This is a genomic window from Leptospira congkakensis (assembly GCF_004770265.1).
Taxonomy (GTDB): Bacteria; Spirochaetota; Leptospiria; order Leptospirales; family Leptospiraceae; genus Leptospira_A; species Leptospira_A congkakensis.
Genome location: NZ_RQGQ01000004.1, coordinates 379,982 through 402,016 on the forward strand (window position 1 = coordinate 379,982; position 22,035 = coordinate 402,016).

At 39.2% G+C, this 22,035-nt stretch carries 20 protein-coding genes; 13 read left to right on the forward strand and 7 right to left on the reverse strand.

Annotation, left to right across the window (positions count from 1 at the left end):
- Positions 1 to 69 precede the first annotated feature (69 nt).
- Entirely contained in the window at positions 70 to 1,878 is a 1,809-nt protein-coding gene (typA, locus tag EHQ70_RS02805; protein WP_135584311.1) for a translational GTPase TypA, read from the forward strand.
- Between the two features lie 81 nt (positions 1,879 to 1,959).
- Here typA and EHQ70_RS02810 read toward each other — a convergent pair whose 3' ends face one another.
- Positions 1,960 to 3,408, reverse strand: coding sequence for an AsmA family protein (locus EHQ70_RS02810; RefSeq protein ID WP_135583423.1), 1,449 nt, complete (start codon positions 3,406 to 3,408; stop codon positions 1,960 to 1,962).
- 82 nt (positions 3,409 to 3,490) lie between these two features.
- A complete protein-coding gene (locus tag EHQ70_RS02815) occupies positions 3,491 to 3,919 on the reverse strand; it encodes a hypothetical protein (protein ID WP_135583424.1) in 429 nt (142 codons plus the stop codon).
- 47 nt (positions 3,920 to 3,966) lie between these two features.
- On the opposite strand from EHQ70_RS02815, the gene EHQ70_RS02820 reads away from it, so the two are divergent.
- The 4 genes from EHQ70_RS02820 to EHQ70_RS02835 all read left to right on the forward strand — a co-directional run bounded on the left by EHQ70_RS02820 (position 3,967) and on the right by EHQ70_RS02835 (position 9,083).
- The gene (locus EHQ70_RS02820; RefSeq protein ID WP_135583425.1) at positions 3,967 to 4,974 is read left to right on the forward strand and encodes a hypothetical protein; all 1,008 of its coding nucleotides are present in this window, start codon (positions 3,967 to 3,969) and stop codon (positions 4,972 to 4,974) included.
- 171 nt (positions 4,975 to 5,145) lie between these two features.
- Positions 5,146 to 6,966 (forward strand): GAF domain-containing SpoIIE family protein phosphatase, encoded by a 1,821-nt coding sequence (locus EHQ70_RS02825; protein ID WP_135583426.1) that lies wholly within the window; start codon positions 5,146 to 5,148, stop codon positions 6,964 to 6,966.
- Positions 6,967 to 6,975: 9 nt separating this feature from the next.
- Positions 6,976 to 8,400: an ammonium transporter gene (locus EHQ70_RS02830; RefSeq protein ID WP_135583427.1), complete on the forward strand. Its 1,425-nt coding sequence runs from the start codon at positions 6,976 to 6,978 to the stop codon at positions 8,398 to 8,400.
- 38 nt (positions 8,401 to 8,438) lie between these two features.
- Positions 8,439 to 9,083, forward strand: a complete 645-nt coding sequence (locus tag EHQ70_RS02835) for an LIC11874 family lipoprotein (RefSeq protein WP_135583428.1) — start codon at positions 8,439 to 8,441, stop codon at positions 9,081 to 9,083.
- Here the strand turns inward: EHQ70_RS02835 and EHQ70_RS02840 are convergent.
- Complete coding sequence (locus EHQ70_RS02840; protein WP_135583429.1) at positions 9,080 to 9,826, reverse strand: menaquinone biosynthetic enzyme MqnA/MqnD family protein; 747 nt, start codon at positions 9,824 to 9,826, stop codon at positions 9,080 to 9,082. The genes EHQ70_RS02835 and EHQ70_RS02840 overlap by 4 nt on opposite strands.
- Before the next feature lie 71 nt (positions 9,827 to 9,897).
- Here EHQ70_RS02840 and EHQ70_RS02845 point away from each other — a divergent pair, with 71 nt between their 5' ends.
- The gene (locus EHQ70_RS02845; RefSeq protein ID WP_135583430.1) at positions 9,898 to 10,755 is read left to right on the forward strand and encodes a CheR family methyltransferase; all 858 of its coding nucleotides are present in this window, start codon (positions 9,898 to 9,900) and stop codon (positions 10,753 to 10,755) included.
- Positions 10,756 to 10,763: 8 nt separating this feature from the next.
- On the opposite strand, the gene EHQ70_RS02850 is transcribed toward EHQ70_RS02845, so the two are convergent.
- Complete coding sequence (locus EHQ70_RS02850; protein WP_135583431.1) at positions 10,764 to 11,279, reverse strand: HIT family protein; 516 nt, start codon at positions 11,277 to 11,279, stop codon at positions 10,764 to 10,766.
- A gap of 72 nt (positions 11,280 to 11,351) precedes the next feature.
- Between EHQ70_RS02850 and rsmH the strand changes: the two genes are divergently transcribed.
- Genes rsmH through murC form a run of 7 tightly spaced genes read left to right on the forward strand, consistent with a single transcriptional unit; the run spans position 11,352 to position 18,982 of the window.
- A complete protein-coding gene (rsmH, locus tag EHQ70_RS02855; protein WP_135583432.1) occupies positions 11,352 to 12,296 on the forward strand; it encodes a 16S rRNA (cytosine(1402)-N(4))-methyltransferase RsmH in 945 nt (314 codons plus the stop codon).
- Positions 12,284 to 12,637 carry a hypothetical protein gene (locus tag EHQ70_RS02860; RefSeq protein WP_135583433.1) on the forward strand — a complete coding sequence of 118 codons (354 nt, stop codon included), beginning with the start codon at positions 12,284 to 12,286 and terminating at the stop codon, positions 12,635 to 12,637. The genes rsmH and EHQ70_RS02860 overlap by 13 nt, the downstream gene beginning before the upstream one ends.
- Entirely contained in the window at positions 12,637 to 14,157 is a 1,521-nt protein-coding gene (locus tag EHQ70_RS02865) for a UDP-N-acetylmuramoyl-L-alanyl-D-glutamate--2,6-diaminopimelate ligase (RefSeq protein ID WP_135583434.1), read from the forward strand. Before EHQ70_RS02860 ends, EHQ70_RS02865 begins: the two co-directional genes overlap by 1 nt.
- Positions 14,158 to 14,175: 18 nt before the next feature.
- Entirely contained in the window at positions 14,176 to 15,288 is a 1,113-nt protein-coding gene (gene mraY, locus EHQ70_RS02870; protein ID WP_135583435.1) for a phospho-N-acetylmuramoyl-pentapeptide-transferase, read from the forward strand.
- Between the two features lie 23 nt (positions 15,289 to 15,311).
- Positions 15,312 to 16,460 carry an FtsW/RodA/SpoVE family cell cycle protein gene (locus EHQ70_RS02875; RefSeq protein ID WP_135583436.1) on the forward strand — a complete coding sequence of 383 codons (1,149 nt, stop codon included), beginning with the start codon at positions 15,312 to 15,314 and terminating at the stop codon, positions 16,458 to 16,460.
- Positions 16,457 to 17,542: a UDP-N-acetylglucosamine--N-acetylmuramyl-(pentapeptide) pyrophosphoryl-undecaprenol N-acetylglucosamine transferase gene (locus EHQ70_RS02880; protein WP_135583437.1), complete on the forward strand. Its 1,086-nt coding sequence runs from the start codon at positions 16,457 to 16,459 to the stop codon at positions 17,540 to 17,542. Before EHQ70_RS02875 ends, EHQ70_RS02880 begins: the two co-directional genes overlap by 4 nt.
- 12 nt (positions 17,543 to 17,554) lie before the next feature.
- The gene (gene murC / locus EHQ70_RS02885) at positions 17,555 to 18,982 is read left to right on the forward strand and encodes a UDP-N-acetylmuramate--L-alanine ligase (RefSeq protein WP_135583438.1); all 1,428 of its coding nucleotides are present in this window, start codon (positions 17,555 to 17,557) and stop codon (positions 18,980 to 18,982) included.
- Here the strand turns inward: murC and EHQ70_RS02890 are convergent.
- The 3 genes from EHQ70_RS02890 to EHQ70_RS02900 are packed head-to-tail and all read right to left on the reverse strand — an operon-like array spanning position 18,977 to position 21,996.
- On the reverse strand, positions 18,977 to 20,077 hold the full coding sequence (locus EHQ70_RS02890; RefSeq protein WP_135583439.1) for a 5-(carboxyamino)imidazole ribonucleotide synthase: 1,101 nt from the start codon (positions 20,075 to 20,077) through the stop codon (positions 18,977 to 18,979). The two genes, murC and EHQ70_RS02890, sit on opposite strands and share 6 nt — an antisense overlap.
- A gap of 11 nt (positions 20,078 to 20,088) precedes the next feature.
- The gene (purE, locus tag EHQ70_RS02895) at positions 20,089 to 20,586 is read right to left on the reverse strand and encodes a 5-(carboxyamino)imidazole ribonucleotide mutase (protein WP_135583440.1); all 498 of its coding nucleotides are present in this window, start codon (positions 20,584 to 20,586) and stop codon (positions 20,089 to 20,091) included.
- Between the two features lie 30 nt (positions 20,587 to 20,616).
- Complete coding sequence (locus tag EHQ70_RS02900; protein WP_135583441.1) at positions 20,617 to 21,996, reverse strand: UDP-N-acetylmuramoyl-tripeptide--D-alanyl-D-alanine ligase; 1,380 nt, start codon at positions 21,994 to 21,996, stop codon at positions 20,617 to 20,619.
- Positions 21,997 to 22,035 lie beyond the last annotated feature (39 nt).

Here is a 22,035-nt window from a genome sequence, read left to right on the forward strand (position 1 = left end):
ATGGGCACCTCTTGTCAAACTGAAATCCCCATTTACAGCCTAACTGGATTAGAATTTCTGGTAAAAACAATGGAAATTCGCAACATCGCCATCATCGCACACGTCGACCACGGTAAGACGACACTTACAGATTGTATCCTTCGCCATACGGGCGCCGTAACCGCAAAAGAAGACCGAGAAAGACTCATGGATTCCAACACTTTGGAACAGGAAAAAGGGATTACCATCCTTGCCAAGAACACTTCGGTAAAATACAAAGGCACTCGCATTAATATCGTAGACACTCCAGGTCACGCTGACTTCGGAGGAGAAGTAGAACGAGTTCTGTCCATGACAGACTGTACACTTTTACTTGTCGATGCTTTCGACGGACCAATGCCACAAACAAGGTTTGTGCTTGGAAAATCACTCCAACTTGGCCATAAACCGATCGTAGTTGTGAACAAAGTAGACCGTGAAGGTGCAAGACCTGGTTACTCTGTAGACAAAGTATTTGATTTATTTAGTGATCTTGGTGCCACAGAAGAACAACTAGACTTTCCTATCATCTATGCATCTGCCAAACAAGGTTGGGCGGTAAACCAACTTTCCGAAGTACCGGGTGTAAACATTGAACCACTTCTTGATAAAGTTTTGGAACATGTGGCTGCCGTAAAAAACGAAAGTGATAAAGCCCTCCAATTCCAAGTCACAGCACTTGATTACAACGAATACGTAGGTCGTATCGCCATTGGTAAAATTTACCAAGGAACCATGAAAAAGGGTGCTGATGTAACACTCGCAAAAACAAACGGAACTACTGCTAATTATAAAATCACAAAACTTTATGGTTATGAAGGACTCACTCGTTACGAGATTGATGAAGCAGGTTCTGGAGATATCGTAGCGATGGCTGGGATTCCAGATGTGTTCATCGGGGATACAGTTTGTGATCTTGGAAATCCACTTCCACTCCCTGCGATCCAAGTAGAAGAACCAACTGTTTCCATGTTCTTTATGGTCAACAACTCACCGTTTGCTGGTAAAGAAGGAAAGTTTGTCACAACAAGAAACCTTCGGGAACGTTTAGACCGAGAACTTGAAACTAACGTGGCACTTCGTTTAGAAGAAACCGAAGACAAAGATCGTTTTAAAATTTTAGGACGTGGGGAACTCCACTTATCCATCCTCATTGAAAACATGAGAAGAGAAGGATACGAACTCCAAGTTTCTCGCCCAGAAGTAATCATCAAACACAATGAAGCTGGCGAAAAAATCGAACCTTACGAAACACTCGTGATGGATTTACCTGACCAATACTCTGGTGCTTGTATCCAGGAACTAAACCGCCGTAAAGGTGAGTTAACGGGAATGGATGCTCACACTTCTGGTATCACTCGTGTGGAATATGTCATTCCTACAAGAGGGATCATTGGATTTAGAGGTCATTTTATTTCTGAAACTCGTGGAGAAGGGGTAATGTCTAGCCGTTTCTTACGATTTGATAAATACAAAGGTGAAATTCCTGGTCGTAAAAACGGAGCTCTTATCTCTATGGACTCTGGAGAATCCACAGCATATGCATTGTGGAAGGTTCAGGAACGTGGGGATCTATTCATTGAACCACAAGTATCTGTCTATCCTGGGATGATCCTCGGAATGAACAGCCGTGATTCTGACTTAGAAGTAAACCCAGTTCGTGAGAAAAAACTAACTAACGTTCGTGCTTCTGGATCGGATGAAGCGATTCGTTTGGTTCCACCAAAGAAACTAACTTTGGAACAATCCATTGAATTTTTAGATGATGATGAACTTTTGGAAGTCACTCCACAAAGTTTGCGTCTACGTAAAAAAGTTTTGGACGCAAGTATGAGAAAAAGATCTAGTGGTGGGCGTTAGTCGGATCAATCCATTCTAACAACTACTGCAGATAGAAAAAGGGACTAAGATTTTAGTCCCTTTTTTATGTACTAATAGAGTTTAGAAACCTAAACCTTTCAGAGCATTTCCAGCTCCTGGAATTTTTTTCAAAGCATCGCCAGCTTTTCCTTTGATCACTTCTTTGACAGCTCCACCAATTAAGTCAGTTAAGGTTCCGAGACCCACACCCAGTTCCACATTCGGACTACGAATGTCTCCGTAAGTGCGAAAAGGAATGAAAAGCCTTTCATCTTTGACTAAGTTTCCCACAATTTTATTACGAATGGCTTTTGGATCCCCTTGGCCTTTGGTAGCTTGTTTGATTTTTTCATCCACAGATGCTAAAGACTTCTTGGATTCAGCTTCATCATACAACATCCCCATTCCCATTTCATGATAGTTCGTAGTGGTAATGATATACGATCCTTTTATAATTTGTAAGTCGTAGTTTTTCGTTGGGAAAGTCGGTTCGTCGAGAAAAGTTACCTTTCCATTGCTATACTCAACCTTAAAGGATACATCTTTCTTTAGTGCTGCTTTTTCTTTTAGTTTATCAAGTTTTAAACCAGCTTGGTTTAATGCGGGTAATTCACCAGCAATGGCATCAAACGCAGCAAATCCAGAAACAAAAGAATCTTCCTTCATTGTGACTTCATAGATGACTTTTGGATTCACAAGACCCGTTTTGACAACAAACGGAATTACCTTTCCTTCTGTTTCTAATATAAATTTTGCGGCTTCGTTTTTGTTTCTACCAATGATGGTAACATCAGCATCAAAATTTACATTCACACTGTTATGCGACTCAAGATCACTTCCATCAATATCAATGTCTTTTAATTCTAAATCTAGTTTTTGAATTTGAATTTGTTGGCCCGTTTTACGCATATTCACTTGGATGGTTCCATCTTGAATCCCAACAAGCCCCATTTTGATAGCAATCGGGATGTCTTTGATAGAGAATGGGCCTGAGGGCGGTGCACTTGCTTTTTCTTTTGCTTCTTCTTCCTCGGCAGCTTTTTTTTCCGCTAACGCTTCTGGGGAAAGTGCGGGATTTTTTTCGCCATCGACAATTTTTGGTGTTTTGAAAAGTGAACTAAGATTGTTACCACCATCTTCATTCATGGTTAAAGAGATTTCTGGTTTTTTCAGGACAAGTTTATTTACTTTTAAGGTTTTTGTCAGAAGAGCTAAAAAGGAAATTTTAACGTCTGCTTTCCCCAACTGGATAAGACCTTTTGGTTTAGTTTTTCTTTCATCGAGAGGAGTTCCTTTGTTTGCCACTTCATCACGCGGGGCAAGGATGATTCCTTCGATCTCAATTCCCGAAAGAACATTGAACAAACTGATATTGACCGATTCTACATGGGCCCTAACGTTTATGGATGATTCAATTTGTTTGACAAGAAAACTTGGAGTGATGAAACTCCCAGCAAAAACTAACGCGATGATTACGATGAGCAGAATGGCTGCAAAAAAAGCCCCAATTCCGTAACCTATTTTTTTCATATGGTCTCCTAATTTCGGCACTAATGAGTGGAATAGAGACTAAGTTCAATTTTGTTTCTGTAAAGTAAAAAAGGGAAAGAAATTAATCCAAAAACCTAACCGAACTGATAATGTTGGTTAACTGTTGGAAAAGTTCATCTCCTACTTCTTCATCGGAATTAAAAGTAACAAGAAGCATTCTTGATTGGTTGGCAACCATATACACCATCCATACTCGGTCTTCTTTTAGAAATTCGCAGGCACGAATGGAGGAACCTTCATTGTTTTCAAAAACAGCCACGTTTTCTGAATCGTAGTCAATTTCGTGGATTTTTAAGTAGTTCTCCAATTCTTGGTCTACATTAAAATCTTCCAATTTAGATTCGAAAGCATAAACCTGTAAGGCACCACCTCCATCTGGATGAAAAAAAGCAGGAATTTCCTCAACGACCATTTGTTCCCAGGAAGCCGGAAAAAGAAAAGAATACCAACCTTGAGGAGATCGAAATTGTTTGTACATTGGTTTTGTCATTGGAATTCCCTTTTCTTTCCAATAAATCTTTGGAGTAATGGCAGTAAATGATTTTCAAAAGAAAAAGCTACTTCCTGGTTTTCGGTCTTTCTCTTTCTATCAGTGTTTCGGGAAGTCTCTCGGCTCAAATTTCTGGGTATGAATCAGCCTATCCTTCCGCTTATTTACTTGGACTATCTTCTACGGGAGTGGTGACACAAAATCCGATGGGGAGTCTTTACGGAAACACTGCCTTTCTTACAAACCAATCAAAACATTTATTAGATGCAGGAGTAAATGCAAGTTATGCGAATCCGAAAATATCTCCGTTGTATCTTACCGGTGCCTTGTATTTTTCTTATTCGGACTCTTTAGGTTTTGGATTTCGCGGGAAACCGATTTTTTTACGTTCCTTTCCTGCCGTTGAAAGGTTTTCTAATTATGCATTTCAAGGATTTGTCAGTTGGAAATGGAACGAACATTTATCTTTTGCACTCAACCTTGGCCCAGGAGTTTCAGGAAGGCTTGGAGGTTATAGTTCTTATTCATGGAACGTTTCTGCGTCCACAGCAATTCAATATGGAGATTTTCGATTCGGTGTAATATTAGAATCACCAGGAAGTTACAGGTTTGATAAATATTTAGGATCGGAAAATTTAAAGGAACGACTCCCTGAACGTTTGTTAGTAGGTGTCGGTTATAAAATTACGGAACTCATTGATTTACAAGTCGAAGGGAATCGTACCTTTTTTGAAAAGTCCCATCTCTCATTGAATGGAGCGAATAATTCATTTTCCTATCCAATACGAACGATGTATGCAGGTAACGTTAGTTTAGTGATAGGCAAAATAGAATCCTTCCAATTTTTAACAGGAATTGGTAGAGAGTTTCGAGCAGATTCTAGTTTAAGAGGATTTTATACAGGGTCTTTGGGAATTGCAGGTTCCATTTTTCCCAAAGAATTAGGTGAAGGGTATCTGTATTCGGTTTCCATCCAGAGATCGGGTTTAAGTGTACCAGAACGAGACGGGGCCGAGACTCGCGCAGCAGCACAAATCCAAATCCAGTTCCAATGAAGAACACCATTTGCTTAATATTTAGGCAAATTGGATGATTTCCATAATTGGCTCCTGTCTCATTCGCTGAACTTTAGGACAAAATGTAGAGAAATATATGATATTCTGACTTCTTTAGGCGAGATGCATCGTCGGTACGATACTTGCATCTAAATCAGAAAGGTATCCTATATGGTTGATTTCAAAGTTTCCAAACGAATGCTCGTCAACTTCCGCGGACAAAACAAAGTCGTGGGAGGATTAACAGATAAAGATAAAATTGCGATCCTTCTCTACATTTCCAAAGAATTTGCAAATTTAGATAGAGAAGACCAACTCTTTTCCAAAGTCATCCTGATCTGTCAGGAAATTTTTGAGTCGGACAACACTACGCTCCGACTTTGGGACGGAGAGTTTCTCGTTCCCGTTAAGTTTGTCAAAGAAACAGAACCTCCTCGCAGAAATTTAGTTATGGGAGAAGGATATTCTGGTTCCGTTTTTGAAACGAGAGAACCAATTCTTGTGAACGATCTCACTCGATCGGCTCACTTCTTTGATGAGGGAGAAACTACCAAATCAGTAATGTGTGTCCCCATCATGCAAAAAGAAGAAATTCTGGGAACACTCGCTGTTGAAAGTGAACGGGAAAATTTTTACATTACTGATGATTTAGAAATTCTCGAAGCCTTAACATCACAGTTAGCCCTTGCTTTATATGGAGTTCGACTGATTGAAGGTCTTGTTACCGCAAGAGCTAGAGAGGCAGCCGTTCTTAACCAATTAGAATGGGATTTGAAAATGGGTCGAAATGTCCAAAGTCAAATCCTTCCCCAAGACCTGAGTGCATGGAACGGAATCTATTTTGCGAGTCACTATGAACCAATGGCAGAAGTCAGCGGCGATCTAGTGGATATCGTTAGACAAGGACATTCGTTAACAGCAATTAACATCGATGTGTCGGGACATGGAATTCCAGCGGCCTTAGTTACCATGGCCATCCATCACCAATTTCGTAGATCTGTAATGGCGGGGCTTGGACTAACAGAAATCATGGAGGAACTTGGTGAAAACCTTAGGGAACAATTACCAGAGTCTACATATTTTACTGCCTTTATGGTTCGTATTTTTAGTGATTATACTTTTGGTTATGTGAATGCAGGCCACCAACGAATGTTACATTACAAAGCTGCTGATGATACTTTCATCCAGTACGATACAAAAGGTGTACCTCTCGGAATTCTTCCTGTTAGGAAGATTGATTATGAAGAAAAACAAGGCAAACTAGAACCGGGAGATTTTCTCCTCTTAATTTCAGATGGGTTTAGTGAACAAAGAAATCATATGAAAGATGAAGTGGGAGTGGATCGAATTCTCACATGGTTACAAGACGAAAGAGAAAAACTTGTTATGGAAGGTCGTGGGAAAGTTGATTTGAAAAAATTGTCAGCTGCCTTTGTAACTCGATTTCGTGCTTACCAAGGTGATGTTCCGAATGGGGACGATTTGAGTTTTCTTTTCCTCTATTGTGGAGATTCCATTCCAGAAGCTTCGCATTACATACAACTTGCGAAACAATCAAATTCCAAAATGAAGATGGAAGAGGCTTATGCACAAGCCCTCAAAGCCTTCAGCATTGATTCTTCACTCAAAGAAATTTTAGTGTTTTTAGGGAAAATGTATTACCGGGACGGAAAATACAAAGAATCCATTCGGTATTTAGAAGAATATCTACGAACATCCGGTGATAATACTGCTGCATCTCATTTTATGATGGGTCGAGCGTATTACAAAGCTGGGATGATTTCTGAAGCAAAACGAGCTTTAAAGATGGCACTTTCCAGTGACCATAGTTTTGCTAAAGCAAGTATCTTACTTGCACAGTGTTATTTGAAAGAAAATGCGAAACCAAAAGCAATCAAAGTATTGCAACAAGGCGTAAAAAACACACCGCAAAGTATGGAGTTAAAAACTTCTCTTTTAAGGTTAGAATCACATTCGCAGAAAGCAAGTTAAGGAAAATTTATGAAACGATTTGGTATATTATTTAGTTTAACAGTCCTTCTGATTGTTTCCTCTTTGGGAGCAGAAGAGACTGAAGGCAACAAAGAAAGTTTAGAAACATTGGCAAAAGAAATGGCAAGTATCAAAGTTTCCTTAGAGGAAACCAAACTTGCACTGGAAACCACCAAACAGGAAGCAAATTGGGTTTGGACCTGTATTGCAGCCTTTCTTGTTTTTTTCATGCAAGCAGGTTTTGCTTACGTGGAGGCTGGATTCACAAGAGCCAAAAATGCAGTGAACATTTTAATGAAGAACTTCTCTGACTTAACTGTCGGAGCCATTGCTTATTGGGTGATTGGATTTTCCATTATGTTTGGTCCACAAATCCTTACTGGGTTTGGTGTAGGTGTTCCTGCCTTTGCAGAAACTCTGATCAATGCAGAAGATGGAAGTATGGATCCTGCTAAATATACTTTCTTTATTTTCCAAATTGTTTTTGCGGCAACTGCTGCCACCATCGTATCAGGGGCAATGGCTGAACGAACTAAGTTCTCTGCTTATTTGGTTTTTTCCATTATCATTACTGCGTTTATTTATCCTATCTTCGGATCGTTTGCTTGGGGAAGCCTCCTTGGAATCTCTACTGGATTTTTAGAAACCCTAGGACTTGGTGGTGGCGAAGGAGTTGGGTTCCATGACTTTGCTGGCTCAACAGTCGTACATAGTGTTGGTGCTTGGGCAGGTCTTGCTGGAGCCATTGTTGTGGGACCTCGTATGGGAAAATTCCAAACCGATGGTCGGGTGTATCCTATCTTAGGTCACAATATGTCGATGGCAGCATTGGGTGTGTTCATTCTCTGGTTTGGTTGGTTTGGGTTTAACCCGGGTTCCACAACTTCCATTGAAGGAGGAAGTTTTGCTCGCATTGCGGTCGTAACCCATATGTCTGCTTGTGCCGGAGCCATTTCTGCAATGATCCTCACATGGCTTCTGTTTAAAAAACCAGAGATCGGTCTAACGCTTAACGGGGGACTTGCCGGTCTTGTGGCCATCACTGCGCCTTGTGATGTCGTGAGTATCACTGGTGCTGTGATTATTGGAGCAATTGCCGGAATACTCGTCATCATCTCTGTTCTTTTTTTGGATAAAATCAAAATCGATGACCCAGTGGGTGCTGTTTCGGTTCACGGAGTTTGTGGGGCTTGGGGAACACTGGCGGTAGGGCTTTTTAGTCTGGATACTGGACTTTTTGTCGGTGCTGGTTTTGCCCAATTCGCAGCCCAGGCCATCGGTGTAGTGGTTGCCTTCCTATGGGCCTTTCCAACGAGTTTCCTTATGTTTTATGTAATCAAAAAGACTATGGGACTTCGAGTTTCGGAAGAAGAAGAGTTGTTAGGACTCGATATTTTAGAACACGGAAACGAAGCTTATCCTGTTTCCAAATAGTCCTTGACCCTAGGCTTTCCACATGGGAAGCCTAGGATGTGTTTCGTTTCCTTCCTTTTACACTCATTCTTTTATTTTTCTTTGGTTGTTTTGAATACGAAGAGACCATTCTTTTTCGAAAACAAAGTTCGGGGACAGTGGAAATTGCCTATACTGTTCCGCTAAAAAAGGATTCCAACGACTCACTCATCAAATTCCTACCGACTTCCAAAGAAGAAATCATCACTTCTATCAAAAAAAAATCGAATAACAATCTTCAGGTGAGAGACTTCACTTTCCGTGAATTAGAAAAATCAGAAACTACTGATATGTATTTTAAACGAAAAGGAAAGGTTTCTTATAAACTAGATTTTGAGGATCCATTGCATCTGGAAGGAGTGCTTGTGGGAACTTTTTCGATTAAGTCCAAACCGAGGACACTGATCGTAAAAAGAGATTTTCCGAACCTAACAGACAGTGCGATTACGGAATCTGGTGCGGGCGAAAAAAAGATCATTTCTGAAACTTCTAGACTTCTTAAGGAAGGAAGAATTCAATTTAAAGTTCTATTTCCTAAGGATTCCGAATGTAGTTCCAACAGAGGATTCATTGGACTTGGGAATTTAACTTACCAAATTCCCCTCCAAGAAACCTTGGAAAATCCAGAATCTAAAACCTGGGAATACAAACTTCGGTTTTTCTAAACGAGTTTTAATTCCTTTGCTGTTTTAATAAAAAGAGCAAACCCATCCAAATTTTTTTGTTCCGGAATGTAGTGTAACTCTTGTTTGAGATACCTATCTGTTATGGCAATGGGAAGTCTCTTTTCATCTTTAATGATCAAATCGAGTTCTTTTAATCCATATTCCAAGGCAGTTAAAAAAAGTCTGTCATCCCAAACTTTTCCTTTGGGAAAGGCCCAAAAAGCAAAACTAAAATAAAGCCCCGTAGAACGATTCCACCATTCCGCAAGGTCCACAACCTGGTATCCAGGAACTGGTGTTTGTAAAAGTGCGTGGTCGCCAAACAAAAGATGAGAACCTTTTCCCTCTTTCATCATTTCTGAGATTTCAGAAGCAGGGGTAGGAACCACTTCTACTAACTTTCCAAATTCCCGAAAGAGTAGGCATTGGAGAAGGGCCACACTCGAACGGGAACCTTTGTCAGTATAGACAACTTTGGGTAACCCTGGTTCCGATTCATGGCGAAAGAAAAGAACGGATCGAACCACATCTCTGGCACAAACCCCCACCACAGTCGTGTAGTCCAAAGTATCACGATTTCTTTCGCATTCTATGGAAGATACAAGGGCACAATCCAATTCTCCTTTTTTTAGGAGTTCGATGAGTACGCTTGGGTTATCGTACACTGGGATATATCCGGAGGTTCGCTCAAAATAGAGGGTTAGGGGGCGGGCATTCAGGTGTTTTACGATGCCTATTTTCATTATCTATTATCCCTTATAAAAAACAACTTGTCAGAACCGAAAAAGAGTGTCGAATCACTTACGAGGGCAACTTGGACTTTCGAACATCTTTAAACACAATCGGTGATGCCGAATTTGAATTCATTAAAAATTTAGTGTACAAACAAGCTGGTATTTTTTTAGCACCGCATAAAAAAATCATGGTACAGTCCAGACTCAATGCACGACTTCGCACTTTGGGAATTGTTAGTTTTGAGAACTATGTTGCCAAACTAAAACTAGACCCAAAGTTTGCAACGGATGAAATGCAAGAACTCATCAATCGCATAACAACGAATAAAACAGATTTTTTTCGCGAAAACCATCATTTTGAATTTTTAAAAACACAGTATTTCCCTGCTTTAGAACAAGCGGCGGCGGCAGGTGGTCCCAAAACTCTTAGGATTTGGTGTTCTGCCTCATCTACGGGTGAAGAACCTTATTCCATTGCCATTACGGTTTACGAATACTTTAATTCTAAACCAGGTTGGAATTGTAAAATTTATGCCTCAGACATCGATACGCAGGTGATTGCTACAGCCAAAAAAGGTCTGTATCGAGATGAAAGGTTGGAACCAGTTTCAGATACTATGAAATCTAAACATTTCATCAAAACAACAGACAAAGACCATGTGTTTTACGAAGCAAAACCGCATTTGAAAGCACTCATCGATTTTAGACAAATTAATCTTTTACACTTTCCTTTTCCCATTACCGAAAAATTGGATTTAATCTTTTGTAGGAACGTGGTGATTTATTTTGACAAACCAACACAAAAAACTTTATTCCAAAACTTTGAAGTCAGTTTGAAACCAAAAGGGTATTTGATTTTGGGACATTCAGAAACTATGTTTGGAATCTCAGATAGTTTTAAGTTTTTGGGACATACCATCTACCAGAAGAAAGACTGATCTAAACTCTAACTCAAGTCTTCTGCCCAATGTTTTTTTAGGTCATCCCACATTTGGTAAGGTTCATAGATCACAATTCTTGTATTGGAAATTACATCTAAAAACCCTGCCTCATTGGGAAACCTAGGGACTATGTGTTCGTGGATATGAGGAATAGAACCCCCGCTATTTTTCCCTAGATTGTAACCAATATTAAAACCTTGCACCCGCCATTGTTTTTCCAGAATCCTCATCGCTTTTTGAGTGAGTTTATGGATGTCCAGAGCTTCGTCTTCTGTTAACTCCAGGTAGTGGATGATATGACGTTTGGGAAAGATAATGATATGGCCTGGATTGTAAGGGAAAAGATTGACCGAAACAATTGAAAGTTCTGTTTCTGCAATGGTCAGATTGGGAACGATTTCGTTTTTATCACGTACCCCACAAAGAATGCAGTCCACATTGGGTCTGTCCCCTTTGGCATATCCCAATTTCCCTATACTGAAGAGGTTTTTTCTATGGGAGTGTTCTTCATAGGAGCTCATTGATACTTTCAATCTCCCCAAAGGATTAAAGGATTGCAAGGATTTTGACAGATATACAGTAAGAAAGTAATAGTGTCAGAATCGCCTCATATCCCCGTACTTCCAAAAGAAGTCATTGATTTACTCCAAAAAACGGAAAGCCCCGAACCCAAATGGTTCCTTGATGGTACAGCCGGTGAAGGTGGGCATTCCAAACTCATTTTACAAACTTTCCCGAATGCCAATCTCATATTGATTGATCGTGATTCTGTGATGTTGGAACGAGCCAAAAAAGAAATTTTATCCGTCATTGGTTCCCTCGATCGAGTCCATTCTTTTCAAATGAACTTTTCAGAAGTGGATCAAGATCTTTTGGATTCTGTGAGTTGTCCAGGTCTTGATGGAGCGCTTGTGGATTTAGGAGTTTCTCTTTTTCATTTTTTACATTCTGGTCGCGGGTTTACCTTTAAAAATGAAGAACCTTTGGACATGAGGCTCGAACCAGAAGTGGGCAGAAAAACTGCAGCCGATGTAGTCAATTATAGCACAGTCCTTCATCTGAAAAAAGTATTTTGGGAATATGGAGAGGAACGTTGGGCCTTAAAAATTGCAAATAACATTGTACAGTCGAGGCATAAAAAAAAATTCGAAACTAATACGGATCTGGTAAAACTTGTGGAGTCATCGATCCCTAGAAAGTTTTGGCCCAAAGAAACCCATCCTGCCACAAGGATATTCCAAGCCCTTCGGATCGAGGTCAACGAAGAGTTGTTACATGCAGAAAAGGGAATCAGGACTATCACAGATTGTTTAAAAATTGGTGGAGTACTCGCTTGTATTTCCTTTCATTCCTTGGAGGACCGAATTGTGAAGTGGACCTTTCGGGATCTAAAGGCAAACCATCCCTTCGAAATTTTAACCAAAAAACCTATTTTACCTACGGACATAGAAATTAGAGAAAACCGAGCCTCTCGATCTGCAAAATTACGGGGCATTCAAAGAATAGAACCGATATTGAATAAGAGATGGGAACGATGAAAGGAAAGTTAAGGAAGATTCCAGATTTGGTTTTGGATTTTCTTTCTCCGCTAAAACCTTTGGTGGTTTTACTTCCGTTTTTATTATTTTTTTATTCCATCGTTTGGCAAGGACTTACAAAAGCAAAACTAACAAGACAAATCCATGAAAGAACTTCTACAAAAGAAGAGTTAAAACGAAAAAACGATGAACTCAAAATTGGGATCGTAGCATACACTTCCGCAGAACGAATTGAGACCCTATATCGTAGAACCTATCAATTTTTACCTATCAGTTTAGGAAACCGAACTGTGACGATTGAACTTCCACCAATCCCAGACCTCGGGACCAAAGAAAAATAATGAAACTATCCGAACTTATCAAACGAATCCCCGAAGTAAAACTCATCAAAGGGGATAACTCTATTGAAGTGAATTATATCTGGGGAGATAGCCGGAAACTAAAACCGAACGATATCTTTGTATTACCGGAAGACACAACAGAAAGACAAGAATCCTTTTTATCGATGGCACTAGAAAGCGGTATAAAGGTAGTCCTCGTATCAAAACGCCATTTGAAATTAAAAGGATTGGAAAAATTTCCAGTGATCCTGGAAACAGAAGATACGGTCGGAGAAGCACATGGTAAACTTGCTTGTCTTCTTGCCGGAAACCCAGCCAAAAAATTAAAAATAATCGCCATCACTGGTACAAACGGAAAAACTTCTTTAACCTTTATCCTTTTCCACCTAGCAAGAAAAGTTGGAAAAAATGCGGCTCTGATCGGAACCGTACAAATCCAAATTATGGATCGTGTTTTAGAATCGGGATATACAACTCCGGATGCCTCATCTCTCAACCTTCTCCTCAAACAAATGTTAGAAGAAGGGATCGAATATGTGTTTATGGAAATGAGTAGCCATGGGCTCAAACTTGGGCGAGTTGCCGGTTTAGAAATTACCTGCGCTGGATTTACCAATCTTACACAAGATCATTTAGATTTTCATTCTAATATGGATGATTATTTTGAGAGTAAATTTAAAATTTTTCAACTCTTAGAACAATCATCAGTAAAAAACAAATTCGGTCTTGTGGCGGGGGATGTTCCTTTTGGATCCGAAATGATCGCACGGATCGAGAAGGCAAAGTTAAAATCTCCCATTTATATTTTTGGAAAGGCAGGTGAGTTCAATTTTTCGAATACCAAACTTTCTTTATTACAGAGTGAATACCGATTTCACAAAAAAGCAAAAAATTTACCATTTGTAGAAGTTCGATCTATCAAAACAAATCTCCTTGGAAATTTCAATGTATTCAATACTTCCTTTGCTCTAGCGATTGCATATGAACTTGGGTTTCCATGGGAAGAAGTAATCTCTTGTTTAGAAAATATTCCCACTGTTCCTGGTAGATTCCATGTGGTTCCCTATCCCGACAAATCACGGATTGCTGTTGTGGATTACGCTCATACCCCAGATGCCTTAGAAAATATCTTAAAGAGTTGTGTGGAAATTGCTCCGAAACAACTCATTTGTCTTTTTGGATGTGGTGGGGATAGAGATCGCACCAAACGACCGCTAATGGCAAAGATTGCAGAAAAATTGGCAGATTTTGTGATTCTCACTTCTGATAATCCAAGAACCGAAAATCCAGAATCCATTTTGGATGAAATTGAATCTGGTTTCTCTCGTGGTTTTAAAAGGTATGAAAAAATCACGGACCGAAGGGTTGCCATCCAAAGGGCTGTCGGTCTTTTAGAACGAGATGGGATTTTGGTGGTGGCGGGGAAAGGTCACGAAACCTACCAAATTCTAGGAAAAGAAAAAACAAAATTTGTAGATTTCGAAGAAATAGAGAATGCATTTCAAAATTTAGGACTTTAGGTCGATAGGGGAAATAGAATGTTCCAGTGGATTTATGAATCGTTCGGAAACGATTACGGTTTTTTACGAGTTTTTAGTTATGTAACCCTCCGAGCCATGATGGCGGGACTTACCTCTATGTTCATCACCTTTCTATTTGGGAAAACTTTGATTGCCTTTCTTCTTTCCCTAAAATTTCGAGAATCTGTTCGCAATGATGGCCCCCAGTCTCACGCAGCAAAATCGGGAACTCCAACGATGGGTGGACTCATTATGATCCTTTCTCTTACCGTCTCTACCTTGTTATGGGGAAACCTTTCAAACTTAAATGTTTTGTTACTTTTGATTTCTGCCATTTTATTTGCTGGTCTTGGATTTACTGATGATTATATGAAATCTGTAAAAAAAATCAAAGGGGGAATGCGAGCAAGAACCAAATTTCTTGTGACTATCTTCTTTGCTGTTTCCATCACCACTCTGTATTTTTACTTTACTGGTAAATCAAACTCAGTGGCGACCAAAGGTGTAGTCTTCACAATTACCGATTTGTTTTTACCCTTCGTGAAAGGACCCGTTTGGAATTTAGGGCTTTTGGCAGTTCCTTTTGCTATCATTGTTTTGATTGGTAGTTCGCACGCGGTTAATCTTACCGATGGACTGGATGGACTGGCCTCCGGAACGGTTGTGATTGCAACGGCGACCTTTGCATTGATTTCTTATGTATCAGGAACGCCATCAGCGGCAAACTATTTGCACATTCCTTATCTACCAGGTTCTCATGAATATGCAGTTTTTCTTGCGGGACTCTCTGGTGCTTTGCTTGGATTTTTATGGTTCAATTGTCATCCCGCGCAAGTTTTTATGGGAGATACTGGTTCTTTGTTTCTTGGTTCTACCTTAGGTCTTGTTGCCATTATGTTAAAAAAAGAAATCCTTCTTGTGATCCTTGGCGGTATTTTTGTCGCAGAGGCAGTGAGTGTGATTTTACAAGTGGGATCTTTCAAACTCACGGGAAAACGAATTTTTAAAATGGCTCCCTTACACCACCATTTTGAATTGTCAGGTTGGTCGGAAGAAAAGGTAGTGATTCGTTTTTGGATCATTGGGATCATCCTTGCCATCATCACTTTGTCTACACTAAAGATCCAATAGTCGACCAAGGTTCAATCGAAAGTATGGAAATCTATAGGTCGATTCAAAACCTCTTTCGATTTGGAACTTCGAGGTTTGATGGGCCGGTTCTGTATGGAATTTTTTTCCTTTTTGGAATGGGTGTTGTGGTGATGTACAGCGCCTCGGTCATTCCCGCCGAAAGGGAATTTTCTGATTCCAATTATTACCTAAACAAACAATTGTTATGGGGAGTCATTGGGATCTTTAGTTTTTTGGTTTTTAGCCAGGTTCCATATCAATTTTTAGTTAGATGGTCTTTTGTATTTTCTGTTCTTAGTTTGTTACTTCTCATTTCTGTTTTTATCCCTGGTCTTGGGAAGTCAGTAGGAACCAGTTATGGAAGGAGTTTCAATCGTTGGATTCAAATTGGTGGGATTCAAATCCAACCTTCTGAATTTTCCAAAATCAGTATTTTGCTTTTTTCTTCTTATTTTTTCTATAATTTTGATTTCAAAAAAGTAAAATGGGATCGGAAAAAAATTGTCTCTGTTCTTTTGATTCTTGCCACCTTAGTTTTAATTGTGATTGAACCTGCGTTTGGTACCACGATCGAACTCCTTCTTGTTTTATTTTTCTTTGTGTTACTTGCTGGTTTTCCTATGAAACGGCTCTTTATCTTAGGTGCTTCTGTATTGCCACTACTTGTCGTTCTTGTCACCCAAGTGGGATATCGAAAAAAACGTTTGGAAATTTGGCTTGATCCTTATAAATTTCGATTTGATGAAGGGCATCAGCTTGTGACGAGTTTTCGTGCTTTTTTTGATGGGGGAAGTTTTGGTCGTCCCGTTGGCTCCGGTTATGCGCATCGTTATTTGGCTTATAGCCACACTGACTTTGTGATGGCTTCCTTTGTGGAAGATTTCGGTTTTTTAGGATTTTTTGTTTTTTTATCTGTCGTAGTTTTTCTCTTCCTTAGAATTTACTTTTTACTTCTCCGTACAAAAGACAAACTTGGGTTCTTTCTCGGGTCAGGAATTTTGATTCTATTTGGATTCCAAACCATATTGAATCTTTTTGTCATCACAGGGATTGTTCCCGTAACTGGAATCTCCCTTCCGTTTTTAAGTTACGGGGGATCGTCTCTCATCACAATCTTTATCCTATTCGGAATTCTTGCCAACATCACGAGTAAAGAGAATTTGGTATTATGAGTGGTTCTGTATTGATTGCAGCCGGGGGAACCGGTGGACATATATCTCCGGGTGTAGCGCTTGCTGAAGTTTTAGCAGAAAAAATATCCTCCTTTGGATTTGATGCGGTTTATCTGCATTCACTTGTCCGCAATAAAGATAATCCCGATCTTTTGAATCCGCCTTGCCAAGTTCTTTGGCATAACGTACCTCAGTTAGGAGGTCTCAAAACATTGGTTTATCCTTTTTTATTCCTTTTTCCTTTTTTGAAAACCATCCTCCTTTTTCACAAGTTAAAAGTAAGGGCAGTGATTGGAATGGGAGGGTATTCAAGTCTTCCTTCCATTCTTTATGCGATTCTATTTCGTAAACAATTGTACCTATGTGAACAAAATTGTGTTCCAGGAAAAATAACTCGTATCTTCTCTCGTTTTTCCAAAAAAATTGCCTTCAGCTTTCCCTTAAGCAATGATTATGCGATCAAGGGAAAAACAATAGGAAATCCTATTCGCAAACGAGTGATTCCTGAACACTTAAATATTCGCCAAAACGAAAACCTACACGAAGGCAAAAAGAATACAGTAAATGTACTTGTACTTGGTGGTTCACAAGGCGCAAGACAACTCAATCAAATGATTTTAAAAACAATGGAAAATCCGGAAATTGCTTCTAAATATAAATTTAGATTACTCACAGGAACTTCCCTGTATGAAGAAACGAAAAGTAAATCTTCTGGAAATGCGGAAATTATCTCTTATGCCAATGATATGAAACCCAATTATGAATGGGCCAATATCGTAGTGGCAAGATCCGGTGCGGGAGTTCTCGCAGAATGTCTGGTGTTTGGACTCCCTATGATTCTAGTTCCGTATCCGTTTGCAGCAGACAACCACCAAAAAGAAAATGCAAATTATATTGAATCACAAGGTGCTGGAGTGACTATCCACTCTACATCGGAAGACCCCACAAGACTTGTCCAGATTCTACTTGGCTGGAAGGATCATTCCGAAATTCTGCGGGAAATGGGCCATGTTTCTCTATCTCTTTCCAACGTAAATGCAGCTTACCAAACTGTTTCTTATTTTTTTACCGATAAAAACTGAAATGGTTCTTCAATGAAAGGTCCGATTTTATTTTTAGGAATAGGTGGGAGTGGGATGTCAAGTCTTGCTCACATGGCTCTTGATCTAAAACTTTCCGTTTACGGTTATGATCAAAAAAATTCCGATACAACCAAGTTTTTAGAAGAACGTGGTGCTATCATAAAAAATGACATTTCCCAAATTTCCTTAGAGGGAATGAATATGGTGGTCTATAGTTCCGCTATTAACGACAAACACAAACAAGTGTTTGATGAAATCAAAGAAAAAAATATTCACCTCAAACATAGATCCGAGTTCATGCATCTTTTGGTTTCTAACCAGAAATCAATATCTGTTGCAGGAAGCCATGGTAAAACTTCTACAACGACTATGGTTTCCCAAATCCTTTCCGAACAGGGTTTTGATCCAACCATTATGATTGGTGGAGACACAAGCCTTCTGGAAAAACGAGGGGGGAAAATGGGAAAGGGGGAGTTTGCTGTTTATGAATCCGATGAATCGGATGGTACCTTCCTCAAACACAAAGCACAAATTCGTCTTCTTACCAATATTGACAATGACCATCTGGATTATTACAAAACCAGAGAACGATTGGAAGATGCTTTTTTTGAATATATGGGTTTTGGGAGAGAAGGTGATGTTGTGCTCTATGCCTCTGACCCTGGAATTCGAGATGTTCTCCTTCATAAAACAAAAAATACAAACATCCATCCAAACTTCAGACTTTATCTATGTTTAGATTTAGCAGATACAAAATCGGATTGGTTCCTAAACTTAAAAACAAAATTAGGGGAGAAGGTCATTCCGATCATTTATCAAATGAATGACGATCGATTAGAATTTCATTTCCCTGGATTCCAATCATTATCCCTCCACTTACCCTACCCAGGTGTTCATTATCTTACCAATGGCCTTGTCGCTCTTGTTGGTGCTTATATTTCCGGAGTGTCTCCTGATGTTTCGATAAACATCCTTTCTCGTTATATTGGCGTAAAACGGAGACAAGAAACCCTAGGAGAATGGAAGGAAATCACCGTGATGGATGATTATGGTCACCATCCTACAGAGATAGAAATGGTGATTCGTTCTTTGAAAAATAAATTAAATTCCAAGGGCAGGCTTGTTGTACTTTTCCAACCGCATCGTTACACTCGGACAGAATTGTTGCTTGAAGACCTTGCAAGATCATTGGCGGAAGCTGAAGTTCTTTTCCTTCTCCCTATTTATTCTGCAGGAGAAAGACCAATTCCAGGAATCACCCATGAGTCTTTTCAACCATTTTTAAACAAGGAACATACTGAATTTTTAAAAGGAGAGATGGATTTAGATCTTCTAGCCATCAAATCCAAATTAAAAAAAGGTGATCTATTACTTTGTTTAGGTGCTGGGAATGTAAGAGACTGGGGTCTTCAGTTGTTAAGAGAAAACTCTAAATCATAAGTCATGAAATAGAGGATTTACTTCTTCTAAACTTCCTCTAAAATTCATATGCCCCATCTTTCTTCCGATTTTCGCATCTTTTTTCCCATAAAGATGTAATTGGTATCTATCATCTTTGAGAAGAGAACGAGCGATAAATAAACTTTCTTCAAATTCATTTCCCAAAATATTTTTCATCAGAGTTGGTTTTGGCCTAACATCTGTTGGGGGAAGATTGCCAGTGATAGCAGAAACATGTAAGTTAAACTGAGATAAACTTTGACAATCTTGAGTGAAATGACCTGTATTGTGTGGTCTTGGGGCAAACTCATTTAGATACAAATGATTGTCTTTTAAAAAGAATTCCACACCCAAAGTTCCCACATAGTCCAAAGAATCTGCGAGTTTTGAAGCCATTTCAATTGCATCCAAATTGAGTCCGGTCGGAATTTTTGCAGGGTAAATAGAAAGGTCTAAAATATGATTTTTGTGTTCATTTTCCACAGCACCATAACAAACAATTTCTCCATTTTGAAACCGCGTTAGGATGATACTAATTTCTTTCTGGAAAGATATAACTTCTTCGACTAGGTATTCTTCTTCTTTTTTAGAAAAAGCAGTTTCTAAAAAACTTTTGTAAGCAACTTCATCTTTTATTTTTACCTGGCCTTTTCCGTCATAACCAAACCGAAGAGTTTTGATGATCCAAGGGAAAGGAATAGCGATTTCAAATTTGGAAGTATCTTTTGTTAGGTGGAAAAAATCGGCAGTTCGAAATCCTAATTTTCGGAAATGTGTTTTTTCTAGAGATCTATCCTGTGCAATGATGAGAGCCTTTGGTGGTGGAAAAATGGGAGTCTGTTTGGATTCAGATTCTAAAAATTCTAATGTGGCCTTTGGTATGTTTTCAAATTCAAAACTTAATACATTCACCTTAGAAAGAAATTCTTTGATTTCAGATAATGATTCATAAGAAGCCACAGTGGCGATAGCTCCAGCTTTTGCCGACGGAGATTCTTTATCTGGAGAATAACAATAAAAATCATAACCCAGAGGAAGGGCTTCCAAACACATCATTTGGCCTAGTTGTCCAGATCCCAAAACACCAATTTTCATATTTTTTCTCTTTAGATGAGTTCGCTATTTTTTGAAAGAGCCAGGTTTCGATTTTTGATTGCATAGGACTCTAACTTTTCATGTAAGGAAGCATCCCATACAGAGAGAATACGAACCGCAAGTAAACCAGCATTTGCTGCACCGCTCGTTCCAATGGCAAGGGTTGCAACAGGAACTCCCTTTGGCATTTGCACAATGGAAAGAAGACTATCCATTCCATTCAAAGCCTTTGATTGAACCGGAACACCTAAGACTGGTAAAGTGGTTAAAGAAGCAGTCATCCCTGGAAGGTGGGCAGCCCCGCCGGCACCAGCAATGATCACACCAAATCCATTTTGTTTTGCCAATTTTGCAAACTCTACCATTCGTTCTGGCGAGCGGTGTGCAGAAACAATTTCTTTTTCAAATGGAATTCCAAACTCTGTCAAAATATCACAGGTTTCTTTCATGGTTTCCCAATCGGAATGAGATCCCATAATGACAGCTACTTTTGGTAGATTTGTAGGCATACGTGTAATTTAGGAAAAGCCATTTCTTCATCAACCCTTAAATGTTTCTAAGGCAGATACAATTCTCTCCATTTTCATCGATCTAGAACCTTTCACCAGAAGAACTGATTTTTTAGGAATTTTTGATTTAATGTATGAAATAAGTTCCTCTACATCCGTAAAATTCAGAGCTCCTGGAACTTTTTTTACCATAGGTTTTGTTTCTTCACCAAACCCAAGTAAGACTCCTTTTTTTAAATTAAAAATTTCCTTTCCTATTTGTTCATGATAGTATTTAGAAAATTTGCCAAGTTCCTTCATGGAACCAAGGATCCAAACTATGTTTTGTTCGCGAGCAAACTGATCGGCAGCACCAATACTGGATAACATAGACTCTGGATTGGCATTATAACAATCGTCAATGATGGTATAATACCCTCGATTGATATTCAATCGTTTGTCCGGGCTTTTGTATTTTTGAATGGTGTTTAGGATTTGGATTGTATCAATTTTAAAATGGATACCAACGGCAAACATCCCACGCACATTACTAAGGAGTTTTTCACCTGGAAGTTTCCATTGGATTTTGTTTCCTTTCCATTCTAATAAAAATCCGTTTGTTTCTATTTTTTTAACTTTGAGATTTGGATTTTTTTTATGATTCCAAACGACTAGGTGTATATTTTGTTTTTTGGTGCGGAGTTTTGCACGGTTTAGAAATTCCAAATCATCTGGTACAAAAAGTACGGATGATTTTGGCATTCCATTAATGATATCAATTTTTTCCTCAGCTATGGCTTCTCTTGATTTTAGATTTTCAATATGAGCAGAACCAATATTTGTGATTAGGGCATGAGTGGGTTCCGCAATCATGGAAAGCCTTGCAATTTCCCCTCGGTGATTCATTCCAAGTTCACAAATCACAACTCTTGTTTCTTCTTTGATCCGAAAAAGAGTAAAAGGGAGACCAATTTCATTATTGTAGTTTTTTTCCGTAACCACCAAGGATTTTGAACTTAAAAAATTAAAAAGTCCACCTAACAAATCTTTTGTAGTCGTTTTTCCGGAAGATCCTGTTACAGCCAGTAGAATGGGATTGAACCTTTTTCTATGATAGTTCGCAAGGACACCAAGGGCTGCCAAAGTGTCGGGGACGATGATGGCTTTTTTACGGTCGGAACCAGAAAGTCCTTTTAGAATAGGATGGTTTTTTTCGCAAAGGAAACCCGATGCACCTTTCGAAAGAGCGTCAGGAATAAATTCATGGCCATCTCTTGTCCCTCGCAAAGGAACAAACAAAGACCCTGGTTTTGATTCGGCAGAGGAGGTTGTAATCCAATCAAAACTTGGATTCTCACTCCGTTCCCAATGTAAGTCCTTAGAAAACAAACTTAGAATAGTTGACAGGGAATATTCAAATGGTGCGATCATAGCTTCTACGCCAGTTTCTTTCAGAAAGAAAGATTTGGA